The organism is Glutamicibacter protophormiae (genome assembly GCF_016894325.1).
Classification (GTDB): Bacteria; Actinomycetota; Actinomycetes; order Actinomycetales; family Micrococcaceae; genus Glutamicibacter; species Glutamicibacter protophormiae.
The window spans coordinates 1377325-1390896 of the sequence record NZ_CP069806.1 but is presented as its reverse complement, the minus strand read 5'-3'; the positions used below and the strand labels follow the sequence as shown (position 1 = coordinate 1390896).

Here is a 13572-nt window from a genome sequence, read left to right as displayed (position 1 = left end):
CATGACTGCTTCGCGCTTAGTACTGTTCGCCACCCTGGTCTCCGACGGAATGAAGGTCACCGATGGCGCACTGGCCATCGAAGATGACCGCATCGCCTTCGCCGGCAACCGCGACGACTTCCTCGCCAAGGAAGACGCCGATCAATTCGCCGTGCATCCGGTCCCGGAGGGCGCCGTCCTGATTCCCGGTCTGATCGACCTGCACTGCCACGGGGCGGTGGGCGCCGATTTCGCCGCCCCGGAGCACCAGTCGGTCACCGAGGCCCTGGGCTACCTCCACAAGGCCGGCACCACCACCCTGCTGGCTTCGCTGGTTACCGCCGATCGCGGCGCGATGGTCGAGGCCGCCGAAATCCTCGCAGAATTCGCCGAAGCAGGCCTGATTGCCGGCATCCACGCCGAAGGGCCCTTCCTCTCCGAGGCCCGCTGCGGCGCCCAGGATCCGCGCTTCCTCTCCGATCCGCAGCCGGAGTTCGTCGACGAGCTGTTCGCCGCCTCCCGCGGCCAGCTGCGCACCATGACCTACGCCCCGGAGCTGGAGGGCAGCGAGGAGCTGATCAGCCAGCTGGTCTCCTACGGCGTGGTCCCGTCGCTGGGCCACACCAACGCCACGGCTGCGCAGACTTCCGATTCGCTGCTCTTCGCCCGCGAGCAGCTGCGCAGCGCCGGCGTGGACGGATTCACCGAGAAGCCGACGGTGACCCACCTGTTCAACGGCATGCCGCCGATGCACCACCGCGAGCCCGGCCCCGTGGCCGCCTGCTTGGAGACCGCCCAGCGCGGCGACGCCTACATCGAGCTGATCGGCGACGGGGTGCACCTCTCCCCCGACACGGTGCGCCTGATGTTCAACCTCGTGCGTGCCCGCAGCATCCTGCTGGTCAGCGACTCCATGGCCGCCACCGGCCTGGCCGACGGAAGCTACTCGCTCGGCCCGCAAGACGTCACCGTCGCCGACGGCCAGGCGCGCCTGGCCAAGGACGGCTCGCTGGCCGGCGGCACCGCAACGTTGCTGCAGATCGTGCGCGAAACCGTTGCCGCCGGCATTCCGCTGGTGCAGGCGGTCTACGCTGCCACGGTGAATCCCGCTTCGCTGATCGGGCTGGCCGACGAGGTCGGGTCGCTGCACTACGGCTTCGCCGCCGACGTGCTGGTGCTGGACTCGCAGCTGCAACTGGTCGAAACTTTCCGCAAGGGCCAGCTGCTCTAGCGTGTTCCCTGCACCAGGCCCGCCGCTTCGCAATCAGCTTGCGATACGGCGGGCCTTTGCCATCTGTCTCCAGGACCGCTGACAGCATAAAAAATCCCGCCTCCGGACGGCCGTTCCACGAAGGGAACGGCCGTCCGGAGGCGGGATCAAAAAGTTCTTGTCTAGATCTGCCAGGAGCCGGCAATCGGCCCTGCTTCAAGCCAGGACGAGAACCCGGTGTAGTCCCGGTAGTCCATGGCCAGCAGCAGGGGTTCGCCGTTGCGCGTCAGCTGGACGATCACGAAGCCCGGCGGAATCCGCAAGGCCTCCTGCTCGTCGGCGCGACGCCACCCCGTGACATCCAGCCCGCGGCGTTCGACCACGAAGCTGGGGATCGGCGAGACAGAGAAAAACCGCAACAGATCTACATGTCCGCCGCCGTAGCGGCCGATCACCATCATCCACTTGCCCTTGGGCGTGAGGATGGAGGCGTCGAAGGTGCCCAGCGTGCGCCGCAACTGAATGCGACGCACGGCCATGGCGCCAAAGAACATCACGATGCCGGCTAGAACCAGCAGCGCTATGAGAACTGGTGCGGTAATCTCAATCAATTCATCGCCTACGCTGCGTTGTTAAGAACAGCGTTGTCGGCAACGATCACGACGCGATCCGAGTCAACAGAGAAGAATCCCCCGTCGATCTGGACCGAGAAGCGGGACTCGGAAATCGGTTCGATTTCCAGATCCCCAGCGGCAAGCACCGACAGCATCGGAACGTGACCGGGCAGAACTCCGATCTCGCCGTCTACCGAACGAGCCTTGACCAGCTTCGCCGGGCCCGACCACACGAAGTGGTCGGCCGCAACGATTTCGACCTGAAGTTCGGCCATGGTTACTTGCTGGCCTTCTGGATTTCAGCCCACTGGCGCTCTACGTCGTCCAAACCACCGACGTTGAAGAACGCCTGCTCTGCGATGTGGTCCAAGTCGCCATCGCAGATGGCGGTGAAGCCCTCGATGGTGTCCTTGATGGAAACGGTCGAACCGTCAACACCGGTGAACTGCTTTGCGGTGTAGGTGTTCTGCGACAGGAACTGCTGGATACGACGTGCACGTGCCACGACGACCTTGTCCTCTTCGCCCAGTTCGTCGATGCCGAGGATCGCGATGATGTCCTGCAGTTCCTTGTTCTTCTGCAGGATGGCCTTCACGCGGATGGCCGTATCATAGTGAGCCTGACCGATGTACTGCGGATCCAGGATTCGCGAGGTCGAGGTCAGCGGATCGATGGCCGGGTACAGACCGCGCGACGCGATTTCACGCGACAGCTCGGTGGTTGCATCCAGGTGGGCGAAAGTTGCTGCCGGAGCCGGGTCGGTGTAGTCATCGGCCGGGACGTAGACTGCCTGCATCGAGGTGATCGAGCGGCCCTTCGTCGAGGTGATGCGTTCCTGCAGCAGGCCCATTTCATCGGCAAGGTTCGGCTGGTAACCCACGGCGGAAGGCATGCGGCCCAGCAGGGTCGACACCTCGGAACCGGCCTGGGTGAAGCGGAAGATGTTGTCGATGAAGAGCAGCACGTCCTGGTTCTGCACATCGCGGAAGTACTCCGCCATGGTCAGAGCCGACAGTGCCACGCGCAGACGGGTGCCTGGTGGCTCATCCATCTGGCCGAACACCAAGGCGGTGTCCTTCAGGACGTTGGCCTCGTCCATTTCGACCCAGAGGTCGTTACCTTCACGGGTGCGCTCGCCCACGCCGGCGAATACCGAGGTACCACCGAAGTTACGTGCAACACGGGTGATCATTTCCTGGATCAGCACGGTCTTACCCACGCCTGCACCACCGAACAGACCGATCTTGCCACCCTTGATGTAAGGGGTCAGGAGGTCGATCGACTTGATGCCGGTTTCCAGCATCTCGGTCGAGCCCTCAAGATCAGAGAACTTCGGTGCCTGGCGGTGGATTGGCCAGCGCTCGGTGACCTGGATCTCCGAGTTATCAACGTCCAGGGCGTCGCCCAGCACGTTGAAGATGTGGCCCTTGACGCCGTCGCCAACAGGGACGGAGATCGAAGCGCCGGTGTCCTTCACGGCCGCACCGCGAACCAGGCCGTCGGTGGCCTGCAGCGATACTGCGCGAACCAGGCCGTCACCGAGGTGCTGGCTGGTTTCGAAGGTGATGGTCTTGGTTACACCGTTGAGGGTCAGCTCAGCGGTGAGTGCGTTGTAGATAGCAGGCAGTGCATCGGCAGGGAACTCGACGTCCACGACCGGGCCAATCACGCGGGCAATACGACCGGTGGCCCCTGCGGTAACCTGCTCGTTGAGTTGGGCAGTCATCTTTCTCACTTCTTGTCTGGTAGGAGGATTCGGCTAGTCGTTCAGCGCGTCTGCGCCGGCGACGATTTCCGAAAGCTCCTGGGTGATTTCAGCCTGACGGGCGTTGTTACGCAGTCGCGTGTACTTCTTGATCAACTCGCCGGCGTTGTCGCCCGCGGCCTTCATCGCGCGCTGGCGGGCAGCGAGCTCGGAGGCTGCGGCCTGCAGCTGGGCGTTGAACAGACGCGAATCGATGTAACGCGGCAGCAGTGCGTCCAGCACTTCCTCCGGCGACGGCTCGAATTCGTACAGTGGCAACAGCTCGTCGGTTGGAGTCTCGGTTTCACCCTCGACAACCTCCAACGGCAACAGACGGATAACCGTCGGTTCCTGCGTGACCATCGACTTGAACTGGGTGTAAACAACGTGGATCTCGTCCACGCCACCCTGCTCGTAATCGTTAGCGAAGTCCTCAAGGAGGATTTCGCGCAGCTCGCGTGCGGTTTCAAATTGCGGGGAATCGGTGTTCCCGGTCCACACTCGGGCGTACTCGCGCGAACGGAAATCGAAGTAAGCCTGGGCCTTGCGGCCGACCAAGTAGGTCTTGACTTCCTTGCCATCTCCGTGCAGGAGTTCCACGAGGTGCTCTGCCTGCTTCAGAACGCTGGCGGAGTAGGACCCGGCGAGTCCTCGGTCCGAGGTCATCACCAGCACCGCGGCCCGGCGAACATTCGCCGGTTCCGTGGTCAGCGGGTGTTCAACATCGGCCTGGGACGCGACGGCGGTAACTGCACGGGTGATCGCATTGGCGTACGGCAGCGAAGCCGAAACACGGCTACGTGCCTTGCCGATGCGGGATGCAGCGATCAGTTCCATCGCCTTGAAGATCTTGCGCATCGACGAGGTCGAGGCAATCTTCTGGCGGTAGACCCGAATCTGGGCTCCCATGTGTGTCCTTTCCTTATTCCCAACGTTTGGGGTGCGGCGCCGGAGACGACGCCGTACCCCTAAACGTCATGGAAATTGTCAGCGCTTCTGCTTGACGATCTGTTCCTGGTCGACGGACTCGGCATCCAGAGCGTCGTGCTCTTCGTGACCTGCGGCGACCAGCTGGTCGTCACCCTGGCCGAAGAATCCGGCCTTGAAGTCAGCAATGGCTGCCTTCATGGCCTCGACGGTCTCGTCTTCCAGCTTGCCGGTCTGTGCCAGAACGGTCAGGACCTCGGTGCGGTGACGCAGGTAGTCGATGAACTCGCGCTCGAAGCGAAGCACGTCTTCCACCGGGACATCGTCCAGGTAGCCGTTGGTGCCGGCCCACACGGAGACAACCTGGTCCTCGACGGCGTACGGCTGGTACTGGCCCTGCTTCAGCAGTTCCATCAGACGTGCGCCACGGGTCAGCTGCTGCTTGGAAGCGGCATCCAGGTCCGAAGCGAACATGGCGAAGGCCTGCATGTCGCGGTACTGAGCCAGTTCAAGCTTCAGGGTACCGGAGACCTTCTTCATGGCCTTCACCTGGGCGGCGCCACCAACGCGGGAAACAGAGACACCCACGTCGACAGCTGGACGCTGGTTGGCGTTGAACAGGTCCGACTGCAGGAAGATCTGGCCGTCGGTGATCGAGATGACGTTGGTCGGGATAAAGGCCGAGACGTCGTTCGCCTTGGTTTCGATGATCGGCAGACCGGTCATCGAACCTGCGCCCAGCTCGTCCGAAACCTTGGCGCAACGCTCAAGCAGACGGGAGTGCAGGTAGAAGACGTCGCCCGGGTAGGCTTCGCGTCCTGGCGGACGGCGCAGCAGCAGCGACACAGCGCGGTAGGCTTCAGCCTGCTTCGACAGGTCATCGAACACGATCAGAACGTGCTTGCCACCGTACATCCAGTGCTGGCCGATGGCCGAGCCTGCGTAGGGTGCCAGGTACTTGAAGCCTGCAGGGTCGGATGCTGGGGAGGCCACGATGGTCGTGTACTCCAGAGCGCCCTGGTCTTCGAGGGTCTGGCGCACGGCTGCGATGGTCGAAGCCTTCTGGCCCACTGCAACGTAGATGCAGCGAACCTGCTTGGTCTGGTCACCGGTGGCCCAGTTGGCGCGCTGGTTCAGAATGGCGTCGACTGCAATTGCGGTCTTGCCGGTCTGGCGGTCACCAATGATCAGCTGACGCTGGCCACGGCCGATCGGGATCATGGCGTCGATAGCCTTGATGCCGGTCTGCAGCGGTTCGTGAACCGACTTACGCTCGGTCACGCCTGGTGCCTGGAGTTCCAGAGCACGGCGGCCTTCGGACTCGATTGGGCCCAGGTTGTCCATTGGCTCACCCAGCGGGTCAACCACGCGGCCCATGAAGCCGTCGCCTACTGGAACCGAGAGAATCTCGCCAGTGCGTTCGACCTTCTGGCCCTCTTCGATGCCGGTGAAGTCACCGAGCACCACGACGCCGATTTCACGGGTATCGAGGTTCTGGGCCAGGCCCAGGGTGCCGTCTTCGAACTTCAGCAGCTCGTTGGCCATGACGGAAGGAAGACCTTCCACCTTGGCGATGCCGTCGCTTGCTGCGACAACGCGTCCCACCTCGGTGCGCTCTGCCTTACCCGGTTCGTAGGAAGATGCGAACTCGTTTAGGGCATTACGGACGTCGTCGGCATTGATGGTCAAATCGGCCATCTGCAGTCCCTGCTCTCCTAAATTGTGATCCACCGTAAATCAGTGGTGAATCGATGTGAATGAAGTCTGTGTTGGTCCCGGCGAGCCAGAACTTTGCCAGGGGCTAGCCCCTGGACGAAGTTCTAGCTGGCCAGGGCGCGGCGCAATTCGGCCACACGAGATGCCACGGAAGCGTCGACAACTTCGTCGCCCACCTTGACTACCAGTCCGCCGATCAGCGACGGGTCGGTAGTGACATTGAGCTTCAGCTGGCGACCGTAAACCTTGTTCAAGCTGATCTCCAGACGCTGCAACTGGGCTTCGGAGAGCTGCACAGTGCTGGTCACCGAGGCGATCCAACGCTGCTGGCGCTTGGCCACGAGCTCGACGAAACGCTCAATCAGAGCACTAGGCTTCAACCCGCGAGGGGCCGAAACTGCCTGGGAGATCAACACCTGCGCGGTCCGCGACGCGTTGGGCACGAGTTTGAGCGCCAGAGCGCTCTTTGCCTCGGCTGGGGCCTGCGCATCATCCAACGCACGCTGCAGTTCGTGGTTTGAACGAACTACCTCGATGAAGGAGAACAGATCCTGCTCCAGCTTGTCCAGCCCCGAAGCGCCGTCCTGCTGCTCGGCCACTGCGGTCAGCGCAGTGACAGCCAGCGTTTCGAGCGCATCGCTAATGTCGCGTTCCGAGCTCCAGCGGGTGGAAGCCAGCTGGGCGACGGTGGACTCGGCGTCGGCCGAAACCTTTCCGCGCAGCAGCTGTGCCAACAGGCTTGCCTTCTCGGCAGCTTCACGGGCCGGATCAGTCAATGCTCGGCGAAGACCGGCATTTGCATCCAGTACTTCCAGGACCGCGAACAGTTCCTTCGGCAGCTCCAAAGATGCCAGTGCCAGCTTGGGTTCCAGGAACTCCAAAGCCTTTGCCAATGACTCGCTCGATACACTTGCCATTAGTTCGATGCACCTGCGTTCTGCTGAGCTTCCAAATCGTTCAGGAACTGATCTACCACGCGCTGTGCACGGGCATCGTCCTTCAGAGCTTCGTCAACAATCTTGCTTGCAAGCTCGGTGGCCAAAGTGCCCACGTCGGTGCGAAGCGACGACAGAGCGGCGGTGCGCTCGGCCTGGATCTGACGCTGAGCCTGCTCGCTGATGCGAGTAGCCTCGTCGGTTGCCTTGGTCTTCAGATCTTCAAGGATCTGAGCACCTTCGCTGCGAGCTTCCTCGCGGATGCGGTTAGCCTCGGTGCGGGCTTCCAGAAGCTGGGCCTTGTACTGTGCCAAGGTCTCCTCTGCTTCCTTCTGCGCTGCCTCGGCCTTCTCCAGGCCACCTTCGATCGCGGTGACGCGATCTTCGTAGGACTGCTCGAACTTCGGAGCAATCACCTTGATGACGATGAACAGAAGGACCGCGAAACCAACGCCCGTGACGAGAATTTCCCACGGGTTTGGCAACAACGGGTTTGCCGATTCGCTCGCAGCGAGGATGAAGTCAGTGCTGTTCATTCTCACTATTCCTTATCTACTAGTTTCCGCTTGTGTGTATGCCTCGCGATAGTGGCGAGGCCACTACAGTTGCGAAAAGACTAGGCGCCGATGACGAAAGCGAAAACCAGGCCCAGGATGGCCAGTGCTTCTGCAAGGGCGAAGCCCAGCATTGCGATTGGCTGCAGGATGCGCTGTGCTTCTGGCTGACGAGCAACACCGTTGATGTAGGCAGCGAAGATCAGGCCAACGCCGATAGCCGAACCGATAGCAGCCAGGCCGTAGCCGATCATATTCAGGGAGCCGTGCAACATGTGATTATGTTCCTTTCAAGATACCGAGCTTCGTGCCGGTAGGTTGTGAGGTATTCCTTGAGTAGCCCAAGGAAGATCTGTTTGGTTGGAAGAAGTGGAGTTTAGGCCTAGTGGGCGTCGGCTTCGATCGCACCCTGGACGTAGATCGCGGTCAGCAGGGCGAAAACGAACGCCTGCAGCACCATGATCAGAAGTTCCAGGAAGTACATGGCAACCGATCCGGCGATGACCAGAACACCCAGGCCGTTCATGGCGAGGGAATCCTGAACCACGATCAGGTGACGTGCGCCGGCAGCTGCCAACATCACGATCATGTGACCGGCCAGCATCGTTGCCATCAAACGCAGCGAGTGCGTCAGCGGGCGAACGATGAAGTTAGAAATGATTTCCAACGGGATCATCAGAGGCATGATCCAGCCCGGAACACCGGACGGAACTACGGCGAGCTTGAAGTAGCGAATGCCGTGGTTCTTCAGTCCTACGGCAATCCAGGTGCCGTAGATGATGATTGCCATCGCGTATGCAGAACCAGCGTGTGAGAACGATGGAAGCTGCAAGAACGGAATTGCGCCGAAGAGGTTGTTCAGCAGTACGAAGAAGAAGGTCGCAAACAGCAGAGGAATCCAAGGACGGAAGTTCTTCTCGCCAATGATGTCGCGGCCGATGCCGTTACGCACGAAGGCGTAGCCGGATTCAGCGAGGTACTGCATCTTACCTGGAACCAACTTCGGGTTCTTGATGGCTGCGGTGAAGAACCAAGTAATGAGCACGATCGACAGGACGATCATGAGCATCTGCTTGCCGAAACCAGTGCCGTACTCAGCCATCCATGGGAAAAGATCCGGGAGGTGGGTGTCGGACACTGTTGGCGGTACGAAACCGCCTTCTTCTGAGGCCATTGGGAGCGCAAACGCGAACAACGCGCTGTCCTCTCTGCAGTAACGGTCACGGGCAAAAGGTGGTGACTGGCGGTAACTGCCTTTCACCGTGTGAAGAAAAGATCAAACGGGTACTTCTCACAGCTGTCGCCATTAGCATCAACTCTGACAAGTGGCACCCCCGGGTTTCCCCGAGGATGAATCCGATTCGTCCGCACCCAATTAAGCGCACGGCCGAAAGTGACCCGTTAGTAAGCTTATCAAACTCACAGCATCTCTCCGACATAAGAGTCAGAGGTCTAAGCCCTATTCCTCGTTATAGATGGCAAGGCGAGCCTTCATGAAGGCGCGGACCTCACCAACCTGCCAGGCAACGAGAGATATGGCTGCAGCAAGTACGAATCCCTGACGGTTGACCCAATCGGGCAACCCCAGGTTCAACAGAACGAAGGCGACGCCGAACACCTTGATGACGAACGTCGCCAGAAACGCGGGCATGGCCCACGAACGACGGATTCGCCCTGCAGCTTCAGCGATCAGAATGCCAATAGCAAAAAAGCCAATAACCACACCGGCGGCAAGTGCGCCGGATAACGCATACTCAAGATCGGCAACGAGCCAAGAAATCAGGAAAAAGGCTGCAGTTGCAATGATCGAGTACACCAATGACAGGCCAAGAATCGGCAACCAGATGGATTTCGGTGCAGACGAAGCACTGACGCGGGCAGAACCAGAAGCCAAGTCCGCATCCTTCCTTCGTCTAAATCGATGATCCATGTTGCACCTATCGATGCTGATGAAACTCAAATCTCCCTGCAAACAAAACTGTTCCGGGAGAACATCCACATTGAATTCTACACGAGATAGAAAGAGATTGTTGTCAGGCGGAGCGTCATCTTGGGCGGATTGGCTACTTGGCCAGCTTCTTGCGCAGTGCGCGGAAGCGGTCTTCGACCAGCGGTTTCCATGTGGCAAGACCCACACCGAGAAACAGCAAGATGACGATCGGAATCATCAATACGATAGGAATGAACGCGATCGAAACCACGGATACGGCGATGAAGCCGGCCCACAGGTACAGCAGGATCACCGCGCGGCGCACCGAATGGCCCTGCGCGAGCATCTTGTGGTGGATGTGCTTGGCGTCCGGTGAAAAGGGTGAGCGTTTGTTGGCCAGCCGGCGCAGCACCGAGAGCACAAGGTCCAGTACTGGTAGGAAGACGATCACCATCGGCAGCAGCATCGGCATGTAGGCCGGGATGTTGCGGAAGCGCTGCGCTTCGAGTCCTTGCACGTCGCCGGTGACGGCGATGGTGGCCACCGAGAGGATCATGCCGATCGCCAGTACGCCGCTCTCCCCCATGAAGATGTTCGCGGGGTTGAAGTTGTGCGGCAGGAAGCCCAGGCAGGCGCCCAGCAGCAGGGAGCACAAAAGCGCACCCATGTTGGCGTAGTCGTCGGCGCTGACATGGGTGGCCAGCACGTAGGAGTAGACGAAGAAGGTGGCCGCCCCGATGGCGGCCAGCCCCGCGGCCAGCCCGTCGAGCCCGTCGGAGAAGTTGATCGCGTTCATCGTGAGCACGATCAGGAAGATGGTGATGGCGATCTGCATCCAGCTGTGCTCGATCTGCCAGGAACCCACCGGCAGGGACTGGATCACGATCCCGTGCCCGGCGATGATCCCGCCCACCAGGACTTGGCCCAGTGCCTTGAACCACCAGCGCAGATCGAACATGTCGTCGGCCAGCCCCAGGAGCAGGATCACCAGCAGCGCCAGCACGATCCCGGTGATCGGTTCGGTGTTCCCGAAGACCCCGCGGAAGAAGCTGAGCTGGCTGGCCAGCCCGAGCCCGAGCGCGAAGGCGGCGATGATCGCCACGCCGCCGAACTTCACGATCGGCTTTTCGTGCTGGTCGCGGGCGCGGACCTTTTGGTTGCCGGTGAACCGCTCGCCCACGGAGCGGACGATCGGGGTAAGCAGGAAGGAGACCGCGAAACTGAACGCGATCAGCAGGACGTAGCTTCTCATGCGCCCTGGCCGGAGTCGTCCTGTCCCAAATCGAGAATGGCGGGAACGACCACGCGCAGCTCCTCGATGGAGATCGCGCCGGCGCGGACCACCTTCAGCCGGGTGCCGGTGCAGTCCACGATGGTCGAGGGCAGGGTCTCGGCGTCGTCCTGCGCGGCGCGCGAGCCGCCGTCAAGGTACACGTCCACCGATTCGCCCAGCTGGGCGACGGCTTCGTCGGCCGAGGTGGCCGCCGGGTTGCCGGTGCGGTTGGCGGAGGAGACCGCCAGCGGGCCGGTGGCGGCCAGCAGCTCCAGGGCCGTCTGGTCGTTCGGGACGCGCAGCGCCACCGTGCCGCGGGTCTCCCCCAGGTCCCAGGTCAGCGACGGCTGCGCCTGCAGGATCAGGGTCAGTCCCCCGGGCCAGAAGGCCTCGGCGAGCTTGCGGGCTTCGTCCGGGATGTCGCGGGCCAGCCCGTCCATCGTGGCGGACTGCGCGATCAGCACCGGCGGCGGCATGGTCCGGCTGCGGCCCTTGGCCGCCAGCAGCATCGCCACGCCCTGCGCGCTGAACGCGTCGGCCCCGATCCCGTAGACCGTGTCGGTGGGCAGGACGATGCAGCGCTGGGCCGACAGCGCGGCGCGCGCCGCCTCGATGCCTGCAGCGTGTTCCTGCTCGTTGCTGACCATAAATCGTGTGCTCACGGGATCATTCTTTCATGTGGTGTGGTGGGTGGGTAGTTCAGCGCGGCGCGCAGCCGCTGGTCGAGCGCGGTCGTCCGGACAGGTCCGGGTGCCCGGCCACGCTCGTGAATCCGGTCTCGCGCAGCAGCTGGGCTGCCGACTCCTGCTGCACCTCGGCGTGCTCCATCACGAACAGCCCCCCGGGGCGCAGCAGGCGCCGCGCCTCGGCGGCGACGGCACGCGGGATCTGCAGACCGTCCTCGCCCAGCCCGTACAGGGCCATCTGCGGGTCGTGGTCGCGCACCTCCGGTTCGCGGGGCACCGCGTTGGGCGGGATGTAGGGCGGGTTGGAGACGACCAGGTCCATGGTGCCGTGCAGCTCTGGCGGCAACGCGGAGGCGTCGCGGTGCAGCACCGTGACGCCCAGCGGCTCGCAGTTGGCCCTGGTGTAGCCGATGGCGTCGTCGGAGAGCTCCACGGCCCACACGGCGGCCTGCGGCGCCTCGCTGGCCAGCGCTGCGGCGATGGCCCCGGAGCCGGAGCACAGATCCACGCAGCGCGGGGCGGCCAGGCCCTGCTCGGCGAGGAAGTCCAAGCCCAGCTGGACCACGGTCTCGGTTTCCGGGCGCGGCGAGAACACCCCGGGCCCGACCTTCAGGGTCAGGTAGCGGAAGTGGCCCTCGCCGGTCAGGTGCTGCAGCGGGATGCGTGCGGCGCGGCGCTCCAGCAGCGATGCATACAGCGCGTACTGCGGCTCGGAGAAGGACTCCCCGCGCAGTTCGCGCAGCTTCAGCTCCGAGCGCTCGACGCGCAGCACGTGGCAGGCCAACAGGTCGGCGTCGGCCGCGGGACTGGGCACGCCCGCGGCGGCGAGCTGCGCCAGCGCGGCGCGGCGCACGGCTGACAGCTCGCGGACGGGTAGCGGATTCTCCACGGGTGTACGGGCGCTGACTACTCGCCCAGCGCCGCCAGGCGCTCTTCCTCGTCCATCTGGATGCAGGATTCGATGACCGGCTGGAGGTCGCCGTCCATCACCGCGTCCAGGTTGTAGGCCTTGTACCCGGTGCGGTGGTCCGCGATGCGGTTTTCCGGGTAGTTGTACGTGCGGATGCGCTCGGAGCGGTCCATGGTGCGGATCTGGCTGGCGCGCACCGCGGAGTTCTCGGCGTCGATGATCTCCTGCTGGTGGGCCAGCAGGCGCGAACGCAGCACGCGCATGGCGGCTTCGCGGTTCTGGATCTGCGACTTCTCGTTCTGCATGGCCACCACGATGCCAGTGGGCAGGTGGGTGATGCGCACGGCGGAGTCGGTGGTGTTCACCGACTGCCCGCCGGGGCCCGAGGAGCGGTAGACGTCGATCTTCAGGTCGTTGGCGTGGATGTCCACTTCTTCGGGCTCGTCGACCTCGGGCAGCACCAGCACGCCGGCGGCCGAGGTGTGGATGCGGCCCTGCGATTCGGTGACCGGCACGCGCTGCACGCGGTGCACGCCGCCCTCGAACTTCAGGTGGGCGTAGACGCCCTCGGCCGGGTCGTTCGACTTGCCCTTGATCGCCACCTGGGCGTCCTTGTAGCCGCCGAGGTCCGACTCGTTGTAGGAGATCATCTCGACCTTCCAGCCCTTGTGCTCCGCGTAGCGGGTGTACATGCGCAGCAGGTCGGCAGCGAACAGGGCCGCCTCGTCGCCGCCTTCGCCGCCCTTGACCTCGAGGATCACGTCGCGCGCGTCGTTCTCGTCGCGCGGGATCAGCAGGCGGCGCAGCTTCTCCTCCAGCTCGGGCAGCTGTTCGGTGAGGGTTTCGACCTCTTCGGCGAAGTCCGGGTCCTCGTCGGCCATTTCCTTGGCGGCTTCCAGGTCCTCGGTGGCGCTGTGCCACTTGTTGTAGGCCTCGACGATGCCGTTCAGCTGCGCGGAGCGGCGGCCCAGCTTGCGGGCCACGCCCTGGTCGGCGTAGACGGCCGGATCGGAGAGCTTCGCCTGAATCTCGGCGTGCTCCTCAAGTAGCGACTTGACGGATTCAAACATGGGGCTGCTCTTCCTTTTTTCTAC

The 13572-nt window shown here is 62.8% G+C and carries 15 protein-coding genes; 1 reads left to right on the top strand and 14 read right to left on the bottom strand.

What is annotated here, in order from left to right; all coding sequences use genetic code 11:
• Nucleotide 1: 1 nt before the first annotated feature.
• Nucleotides 2-1210 carry an N-acetylglucosamine-6-phosphate deacetylase gene (nagA, locus tag JQN66_RS06575; RefSeq protein WP_204677106.1) on the top strand — a complete coding sequence of 403 codons (1209 nt, stop codon included), beginning with the start codon at nt 2-4 and terminating at the stop codon, nt 1208-1210.
• 161 nt (nt 1211-1371) lie between these two features.
• Here nagA and JQN66_RS06570 read toward each other — a convergent pair whose 3' ends face one another.
• From JQN66_RS06570 to prfA, 14 genes are all read right to left on the bottom strand, one after another.
• Complete coding sequence (locus tag JQN66_RS06570) at nt 1372-1800, bottom strand: DUF2550 domain-containing protein (protein WP_188948622.1); 429 nt, start codon at nt 1798-1800, stop codon at nt 1372-1374.
• An 8-nt stretch (nt 1801-1808) separates the two neighbouring features.
• Entirely contained in the window at nt 1809-2078 is a 270-nt protein-coding gene (locus JQN66_RS06565) for a F0F1 ATP synthase subunit epsilon (protein WP_188948621.1), read from the bottom strand.
• Nucleotides 2079-2080: 2 nt separating this feature from the next.
• Entirely contained in the window at nt 2081-3529 is a 1449-nt protein-coding gene (gene atpD / locus JQN66_RS06560) for a F0F1 ATP synthase subunit beta (RefSeq protein ID WP_188948620.1), read from the bottom strand.
• Nucleotides 3530-3562: 33 nt separating this feature from the next.
• Nucleotides 3563-4456, bottom strand: a complete 894-nt coding sequence (locus tag JQN66_RS06555) for a F0F1 ATP synthase subunit gamma (protein WP_188948619.1) — start codon at nt 4454-4456, stop codon at nt 3563-3565.
• 78 nt (nt 4457-4534) lie between these two features.
• Nucleotides 4535-6172 carry a F0F1 ATP synthase subunit alpha gene (gene atpA, locus JQN66_RS06550; protein WP_188948618.1) on the bottom strand — a complete coding sequence of 546 codons (1638 nt, stop codon included), beginning with the start codon at nt 6170-6172 and terminating at the stop codon, nt 4535-4537.
• A gap of 122 nt (nt 6173-6294) precedes the next feature.
• Nucleotides 6295-7107, bottom strand: a complete 813-nt coding sequence (locus JQN66_RS06545) for a F0F1 ATP synthase subunit delta (protein WP_204677105.1) — start codon at nt 7105-7107, stop codon at nt 6295-6297.
• Nucleotides 7107-7661: a F0F1 ATP synthase subunit B gene (locus JQN66_RS06540; protein WP_188948616.1), complete on the bottom strand. Its 555-nt coding sequence runs from the start codon at nt 7659-7661 to the stop codon at nt 7107-7109. Before JQN66_RS06540 ends, JQN66_RS06545 begins: the two co-directional genes overlap by 1 nt.
• Before the next feature lie 80 nt (nt 7662-7741).
• Entirely contained in the window at nt 7742-7954 is a 213-nt protein-coding gene (locus JQN66_RS06535) for an ATP synthase subunit C (protein WP_013348621.1), read from the bottom strand.
• Between the two features lie 107 nt (nt 7955-8061).
• Entirely contained in the window at nt 8062-8874 is an 813-nt protein-coding gene (gene atpB, locus JQN66_RS06530) for a F0F1 ATP synthase subunit A (RefSeq protein ID WP_374189861.1), read from the bottom strand.
• Between the two features lie 264 nt (nt 8875-9138).
• On the bottom strand, nt 9139-9573 hold the full coding sequence (locus JQN66_RS06525; protein ID WP_188948615.1) for a hypothetical protein: 435 nt from the start codon (nt 9571-9573) through the stop codon (nt 9139-9141).
• A gap of 169 nt (nt 9574-9742) precedes the next feature.
• Complete coding sequence (locus JQN66_RS06520; RefSeq protein ID WP_204677104.1) at nt 9743-10861, bottom strand: MraY family glycosyltransferase; 1119 nt, start codon at nt 10859-10861, stop codon at nt 9743-9745.
• Entirely contained in the window at nt 10858-11544 is a 687-nt protein-coding gene (locus JQN66_RS06515; protein WP_188948613.1) for an L-threonylcarbamoyladenylate synthase, read from the bottom strand. The genes JQN66_RS06520 and JQN66_RS06515 overlap by 4 nt, the downstream gene beginning before the upstream one ends.
• 37 nt (nt 11545-11581) lie before the next feature.
• Entirely contained in the window at nt 11582-12457 is an 876-nt protein-coding gene (prmC, locus tag JQN66_RS06510; RefSeq protein WP_204677103.1) for a peptide chain release factor N(5)-glutamine methyltransferase, read from the bottom strand.
• A gap of 17 nt (nt 12458-12474) precedes the next feature.
• Nucleotides 12475-13548 carry a peptide chain release factor 1 gene (prfA, locus tag JQN66_RS06505; RefSeq protein WP_188948611.1) on the bottom strand — a complete coding sequence of 358 codons (1074 nt, stop codon included), beginning with the start codon at nt 13546-13548 and terminating at the stop codon, nt 12475-12477.
• Nucleotides 13549-13572: the final 24 nt, after the last annotated feature.

What these genes read in the sequence shown, in the direction of transcription:
- nagA (WP_204677106.1), top strand. Translation starts at nt 2, where the DNA reads ATGACTGCTTCGCGCTTAGTACTGTTCGCCACCCTGGTCTCCGACGGA.
- JQN66_RS06565 (WP_188948621.1), bottom strand. Translation starts at nt 2,078, where the DNA reads ATGGCCGAACTTCAGGTCGAAATCGTTGCGGCCGACCACTTCGTGTGG.
- atpD (WP_188948620.1), bottom strand. Translation starts at nt 3,529, where the DNA reads ATGACTGCCCAACTCAACGAGCAGGTTACCGCAGGGGCCACCGGTCGT.
- JQN66_RS06555 (WP_188948619.1), bottom strand. Translation starts at nt 4,456, where the DNA reads ATGGGAGCCCAGATTCGGGTCTACCGCCAGAAGATTGCCTCGACCTCG.
- atpA (WP_188948618.1), bottom strand. Translation starts at nt 6,172, where the DNA reads ATGGCCGATTTGACCATCAATGCCGACGACGTCCGTAATGCCCTAAAC.
- JQN66_RS06545 (WP_204677105.1), bottom strand. Translation starts at nt 7,107, where the DNA reads ATGGCAAGTGTATCGAGCGAGTCATTGGCAAAGGCTTTGGAGTTCCTG.
- JQN66_RS06540 (WP_188948616.1), bottom strand. Translation starts at nt 7,661, where the DNA reads ATGAACAGCACTGACTTCATCCTCGCTGCGAGCGAATCGGCAAACCCG.
- JQN66_RS06535 (WP_013348621.1), bottom strand. Translation starts at nt 7,954, where the DNA reads ATGTTGCACGGCTCCCTGAATATGATCGGCTACGGCCTGGCTGCTATC.
- JQN66_RS06520 (WP_204677104.1), bottom strand. Translation starts at nt 10,861, where the DNA reads ATGAGAAGCTACGTCCTGCTGATCGCGTTCAGTTTCGCGGTCTCCTTC.
- prfA (WP_188948611.1), bottom strand. Translation starts at nt 13,548, where the DNA reads ATGTTTGAATCCGTCAAGTCGCTACTTGAGGAGCACGCCGAGATTCAG.